The sequence below is a fragment of the Kitasatospora sp. NPDC059571 genome (assembly GCF_042735675.1).
Lineage (GTDB): Bacteria > Actinomycetota > Actinomycetes > Streptomycetales > Streptomycetaceae > Kitasatospora.
On sequence record NZ_JBHWBW010000493.1, the window covers coordinates 1 to 5,783 of the forward strand.

The following is a 5,783-nucleotide window of genomic DNA, read 5'->3' on the forward strand; positions in this document are numbered from 1 at the left end:
CGGCGGGGGCGCGGGTCGGCGCGGGGGACCCCCGGGTGTCCCGGGCCCGTCCGGGCCGGGGGGGGCGGGGGGCCCCCCCGCGCCCCGCCCGGCGTCACGGCCTGTGCGGCCTCACTTCACCAGGGACGGCCTGGGCCCGACCGTGAGCCGGTCCAGCTCCTCGTCCCGGTCGACCAGCACGGTGTCGCCGTCGTGCACCCGGCCGGAGAGGATCTCCTTGGCCAGCTGGTCGCCGATCGCGGACTGCACCAGCCGGCGCAGCGGCCGGGCGCCGTACGCCGGGTCGTACCCGGTGAGGGCCAGCCAGTCGCGGGCCGCGTCGGTGACCTCCAGCCCGAGCCGGCGGTCGTGCAGGCGCTCGGCGAGCTTCGCCACCTGGAGGTCGACGATCCGGCCGAGCTCCGCGGTGCCGAGCGGCTCGAAGACCACGATGTCGTCCAGCCGGTTGAGGAACTCCGGCTTGAAGGCGTTGCGCACCGTCCCCAGCACGAGCTCCTTCTTGCGCTCCTCCGGGGTCGCCGGGTCGACCAGGAACTGGCTGCCCAGGTTGGAGGTGAGGATCAGGATCGCGTTGCGGAAGTCCACGGTGCGGCCCTGCCCGTCGGTGAGCCGGCCGTCGTCCAGCACCTGGAGCAGGACGTCGAAGACCTCCGGGTGGGCCTTCTCGACCTCGTCCAGCAGCACCACGCTGTACGGGCGGCGCCGGACGGCCTCGGTGAGCTGGCCGCCCTCCTCGTAGCCGACGTACCCGGGCGGGGCGCCGACCAGGCGGGAGACGGAGTGCTTCTCGCCGTACTCGCTCATGTCGATGCGGACCATCGCCCGCTCGTCGTCGAAGAGGAAGTCGGCCAGTGCCTTGGCGAGTTCGGTCTTGCCGACGCCGGTCGGGCCGAGGAACAGGAAGGAGCCGGTGGGGCGGTCCGGGTCGGCGATGCCGGACCGGGTGCGGCGGACCGCGTCGGACACCGCCCGGACGGCCTCGCTCTGGCCGATCAGCCGCCGGCCGAGCTCGTCCTCCATGCGCAGCAGCTTGGCGCTCTCGCCCTCCAGCAGGCGCCCGGCCGGGATGCCCGTCCAGGAGCCGACCACGTCGGCGACGTCGTCCGGCCCGACCTGCTCCTTGACCATGGTCGCGTTCGGCTCGTCCGCGGCGCGGTCCTGGGCCTCCGCCAACTCGCGCTCGGCGGCCGGGATCTCGGCGTACATCAGCTTGGACGCGCGCTCGAAGTCGCCGTCCCGCTGGGCACGTTCGAGCGCGCCGCGCAGGTCGTCGAGGCGCTCCTTCAGCTCGCCGACCCGGTTGAGGGACTTCTTCTCCTGCTCCCAGCGGGCGTTGAGGGTGCTCAGGTGCTCCTGCTTGTCGGCGAGGTCGCGGCGCAGCCGGGAGAGCCGCTCGACCGAGGCCGGGTCGGACTCCTTCTCCAGCGCCAGCTCCTCCATCCGCAACCGGTCCACGGCGCGCTGGAGTTCGTCGATCTCGACCGGCGAGGAGTCGATCTCCATGCGCAGCCGGGACGCCGCCTCGTCTACCAGGTCGATCGCCTTGTCGGGCAGGAAGCGCGCGGTGATGTAGCGGTTGGAGAGGGTCGCGGCCGCGACCAGCGCGGCGTCGGTGATCTCCACCTTGTGGTGCGCCTCGTAGCGGCCCTTGAGGCCGCGCAGGATGGCGATGGTGTCCTCGACGGACGGCTCGCCGACCATCACCTGCTGGAAGCGCCGCTCCAGGGCGGGGTCCTTCTCGATCCGCTCGCGGTACTCGTCCAGCGTGGTGGCGCCGACCATGCGCAGCTCGCCGCGGGCCAGCATCGGCTTGAGCATGTTGCCGGCGTCCATCGCCGAGTCGCCGCCGGCGCCCGCGCCGACCATGGTGTGCAGCTCGTCGATGAAGGTGATGACCTGGCCGTCGCTGTCCTTGATGTCGCTCAGGACGGCCTTCAGCCGCTCCTCGAACTCGCCGCGGAACTTCGCGCCGGCCACCATCGCGGAGAGGTCGAGCGCCACCAGGCGCTTGCCGCGCAGCGACTCCGGCACGTCGCCGGCGATGATCCGCTGAGCGAGGCCCTCGACGACGGCGGTCTTGCCGACACCGGGCTCGCCGATCAGCACGGGGTTGTTCTTCGTCCGGCGGGACAGCACCTGGACGACCCGGCGGATCTCCTGGTCGCGGCCGATCACCGGGTCGAGCTTGCCGTCCCGGGCGGCCTGGGTGAGGTCGGTGCCGTACTTCTCCAGCGCCTTGTAGGTGCCCTCGGGGTCGGCGGAGGTCACCCGGGCGCTGCCGCGGACGTCCTTGAACGCGGCGAGCAGTGCCTTGGGCGTCGCGCCCTGCTGCTTCAGCAGGTCGGCGACGGCGCCGCCCTCGGCCGCGAGGCCGACCATGAGGTGCTCGGTGGAGACGTGCGAGTCGTCGAGGTCGGCGGCGCGGCGGCCGGCCTCCTCCAGGACGGCCATGGTGTCGCGGGCCAGCTGCGGCGCGGCGACGGTCGAGCCCTGGGCGGCGGGCAGTGCGGTCAGCAGCCGGGCGGCCTCGGCGGCGGTGCGGGACGGGTCCGCGCCGACCGCCTCCAGGAGCGGGCGGGCGAGGCCCTCGGGCTGCTCGAGCAGCGCCAGCAGGATGTGCACCGGCTTGACGTCCGGGTTGCCTGCGGCGCTGGCGCGGCGGATCGCTGCGGACAGGGCGTCCTGGGTCCTGCTGGTGAACTTACCGGCGTCCACTGGTGGCGTGCTCCCTTCGTGAGCGGATCAGGGGATCAGGGGTGTGACTCTTACAGCATGCACTAACTTGAGTCTACTTCGCTCAACTTTCGCCGTCCATGTTCCTCGGCGGTCCCGGCGGTCCCGGCCGGCCGCCGCTAGCCGTCCCGCCGGGCGGGCTCCCGGGTCAGGCCCAGCAGCAGCCGGGCCGGGCCGGCCGGGCGGCTGCCGACCGGCCAGACCGCCCGCAGCGGCCGGTGCAGGTCCAGGCCGGCCAGCGGCACCGCGACCAGCCGTCGGGTGGCCAGCTCCTCCACCACCGCCAGCTCGGACAGGCAGACCGGCCCGGCCCCGGTCATCGCCGCCGACTTGAGCGCGGTCGAGGAGGCGAGCTCCAGCCGCGGCGGCGCCGTCCCGCCGTACGGGGCGAGCGCCTCCTCCAGCACCTCGCGGGTGCCCGAGCCCGGCTCGCGCAGCACCAGCGGCGTCGCCGCCAGCTCGGCGCCGGTCAGCGGGGAGCGGCGGCGGGCCCACGGGTGGTCCGGCGAGACCACCACCACCAGCCGGTCCGCCGCCACCACCGCCCCGGCCAGCCCGGCCGGGGTGCCGGTGCCCTCGACGAAGCCGAGGTGGGCGTCGCCGGCCAGCACGTGCGCCGCCACGTCCGCGGAGTTGGCCGTACGCAGCGTGACCGCGGTGTCCGGGCTGGCCTTGTGCAGGGCCAGCAGCCAGCCCGGCATCAGGTACTCGGCGACGGTCAGGCTCGCCACTACGACCAGCCGGGCGTCCCGCCGGTCGCGCAGCGCGTCGATCCCGGCGTCCAGCGCCTGGGCGGCCTCCACCACGTTGCGGGCCCACTCGACCACCAGCCGGCCGGCCTCGGTGGGCCGGGAACCGCGCGGCGAGCGCTCCAGCAGCCCCACGCCGATCTGCCGCTCCATGCCCCGGATCCGGGCGCTCGCGGCGGGCTGGCTGACGCCGAGCTCCGCCGCGGCCCGGCCCACGCTGCCAAGCCGGGCCACCGCCAGCAGGAGCTCCAGCGCGCCGATGTCGGGGACCCGCGAGGACAGAGGCATACAGCCAGGTTATGCCCCCATAGATCGCGGGTCGCTACCGCCAGGACCGCCCGCCGGGGACGGTGGTGACATGGCCACCACCCTCACCGCGGCGCCCGCGCCGCCCGTCCGTCCCGCCGGCTGCGCCGGAGCCCGACCGTCCCGGCCGGACCTGGCCCGGCTGGGCCCCAACTGGTACGCCGCCGTGATGGGCACGGCCATCACCGCGAACGGGGCGGCGGCGCTGCGTCCGGCCGCGCCCTGGCTGGCGGGTCCCGGCGAGGTGTTCTGGCTGCTGGCGGTGGCGGCCACGGCGGTGCTGGTGCCCGCCCGGGCAGTCCACCTGGTGCGGCACCGGGCGGCGGCGCGCGCGGCGCTGGACGACCCGGCCACCGCGGTGTTCCACGGCTGTCCGCCGATGGCCCTGCTCTCGCTCGGCGCCGCCACCCTCGCGGTCGGTGGCCGGCTGATCGGTGCGGGGCCGGCGGCCGCCGCCGGCCTGGTGCTGTGGACGGTCGGCGCGGTGTACGCGGTGGCCGTCGCCGCGACCGTCCCGTACCTGATGATCACCCGGCACCGGGTGTCGGTGCTGCGGGCCGACCCGACCTGGCTGCTGCCCGTGGTCGCGCCGATGGTCGCCGCCGCGACCGGACCGGCCCTGCTGGCGCACGTCGCGGCGGGGTGGCGGCCGGCCCTGCTGTACGGCTGCGGGGCGCTGTTCGGAGCGAGCCTGCTGGCCGTCCTGGCGCTGCTGCCGGTGGTGTTCGCCGCGCTGGTGCACGGCGGGCCGCCCGCCCCGGTGCTCACCCCCGCGCTGTTCCTCGTCCTGGGGCCGCTCGGCCAGTCGGCGACGGCGGCCGGCGCGCTCGCCGACGGCGCCCGCACGCTGGCGCCCGCCGCGGCCGGCCCGGCCGTGCCCCTGGCCGTGCTGTACGGGGTGGTGGTGATCGGCTTCGCGCTGCTGTGGCTGCTGATCGCGGCCGCCGCCAACCTGCGCGCGCTGCGGGCCGGGATGCCGTTCGCCATGACCTGGTGGGCGTACACCTTCCCGGTCGGCACCCTGGTCACCGGGACGGCCTCGCTGGGCCGCCACACCGGCGCGGGCGCGTTCACCGTCCTGGCGGGCGCCCTGTACGTCCTGCTGCTGGTCGCATGGGCGGTCACCGGTGCCCGGACGGTCGCGGGCCTGCTGGCGGGGCGGTTGCTGTAGCGAGGCCGAGGGCTGCCGCGTCCTTGCGGATGCGAGGGCGCTCCGACGGTCTTGACATGTGTTCGTCACTATCGGGAATGGGTCGGGAACGTCCTCGGCGGCCGATTCCGGAGGGGGTGGCGCGGGTATCCGGAACGCCCCGCCGGAATCGGCCGTTTCGCTTCACAATCGCGCACACCGGGTGGCCGCGGGCTTTACCGGTCGGGCGCTCCGCCGCGCGGCCCGCTGCGGATTCCGGGTGGGCGGAACGGCCCCCGCGGTGGCTGTGGTCCAGTCCACCCCGGGTCAGTGAGGTCGATGACATCGCTGGTCGGAGCGGGTGCGGCCGTCCGGGCGGCATCGACGGACCGATGGCCTCGGCAGTCGGCGAGCCCTGCCGGCATTCCCCGGAAATGGCAGAAATTCACGTGTGGAGATCCGGCGCCCGCCAAATGAACGTTTGGTGGCCCCGCAGGTCGGCGAGGTCCTCCCGGCGGCGCCGGAAACCGGAGAATTCCGCTCCGTCCGGACGTCGGGGACTGCAAGTTCCTGCACTTGCGGGAACCTGCAGCCGAGCGCCACTTGTGACCCGGCCGTCACACTGTGAGGCTAGGGGCACACGCCAGGCCGTCCGGGCAACCGCAGCCCGCTGACGGCGACTTGCTCTTCATTGGGTGGCAGTGCGTCCGCACTGCTGCCGCGGGGGGAAGAGCGCCGGCCGGGACGCCATGTGTGGTGATGGCCCCCGGGACCGGAGTCGGCGAGGCGTTGCTGCTCCGCCTCGCCGGAATCGCCTTCGGCATCGGCGTGACACGACGGGTCTCCCGGTCCCGGCCGCGCATCGA

At 74.8% G+C, this 5,783-nt stretch carries 3 protein-coding genes; 1 reads left to right on the forward strand and 2 read right to left on the reverse strand.

Annotated features, from left to right (window positions below; genetic code table 11):
• Window positions 1-111: 111 nt before the first annotated feature.
• Window positions 112-2,715: an ATP-dependent chaperone ClpB gene (gene clpB / locus ACFV0G_RS33745; RefSeq protein WP_380556231.1), complete on the reverse strand. Its 2,604-nt coding sequence runs from the start codon at window positions 2,713-2,715 to the stop codon at window positions 112-114.
• A gap of 137 nt (window positions 2,716-2,852) precedes the next feature.
• Window positions 2,853-3,770: a LysR family transcriptional regulator gene (locus ACFV0G_RS33750; RefSeq protein WP_380556233.1), complete on the reverse strand. Its 918-nt coding sequence runs from the start codon at window positions 3,768-3,770 to the stop codon at window positions 2,853-2,855.
• Between the two features lie 70 nt (window positions 3,771-3,840).
• Between ACFV0G_RS33750 and ACFV0G_RS33755 the strand changes: the two genes are divergently transcribed.
• On the forward strand, window positions 3,841-4,959 hold the full coding sequence (locus tag ACFV0G_RS33755; protein ID WP_380556235.1) for a C4-dicarboxylate ABC transporter: 1,119 nt from the start codon (window positions 3,841-3,843) through the stop codon (window positions 4,957-4,959).
• The last annotated feature ends 824 nt before the right edge of the window (window positions 4,960-5,783 follow it).